This is a genomic window from Streptomyces sp. S6 (genome assembly GCF_054880855.1).
Genome location: NZ_JBTYMC010000721.1, coordinates 1 through 721, shown reverse-complemented (window position 1 = coordinate 721; position 721 = coordinate 1). Strand labels below are relative to the sequence as shown.

Annotated in this window: 1 protein-coding gene; it reads left to right on the top strand. The window is 77.4% G+C overall.

Annotation, left to right across the window (positions count from 1 at the left end; genetic code table 11):
• The coding region (locus ACVNF4_RS36690) for an SAV_2336 N-terminal domain-related protein (protein ID WP_461807130.1) at nt 1-721 on the top strand (721 nt) is incomplete at both ends.

Here is a 721-nt window from a genome sequence, read left to right as displayed (position 1 = left end):
CCGGAGGACAAGGCGCTCGGCGACGAGCTCGCGGTGGGCCGTGCGCTGAGACCGCTCAGGCACCGGCACGACAGCCGCCACCGGCTGGAGATCGACGAGCGGCGCACCGCCGCCCGGTTCGCCGAGACCGGTCTGCCGGACGTGGTGCGGCGGCCGGTGCGGGAGCGCTGGCTGCACCTGGCGCTGCTCGTGGACGACGGCCTGTCCATGCTGCTGTGGCACCGGCTCGGCGCCGAACTGCGGGTCCTGCTGGAGCGGCTGGGCGCGTTCGCCACCACCCGGGTGTTCGGCCTCGACACCCGGGGCCGCGAGCCGCGCCTGCGCGCGGGTGCGTTCCGGCCCGGCAGTCCCGAGCTGCCGCTGTCCACGCTCAACGACCCGTCGGGCCGCACCCTCGTCCTGGTCGTCAGCGACGGCATGGGGGCCGCGTGGCGCACCGGCGCCCTGCACGGTCTGCTGGCCGGGCGGGCGGCGCACGGTCCGGTCGCGGTCCTGCACACCCTGCCGCCGGAGCTGTGGGAGGCGTCGGGCATCTCCGCCGGACGCTGGCAGGTCACCACCCGGCGGATCGGCAGCCCCGGCACCTCCTGGGAGATCAGCGACCCGGTGCTGCCCGCGGAGCTGGCCGTCTTCGAAGGGGTGCCGGCGGCCGTCCTGGAGCCGACGGCGGCGGCCCTGCGCGACTGGGCCCGGCTGCTCGCCTCGCCCGGCGCCACCGTGG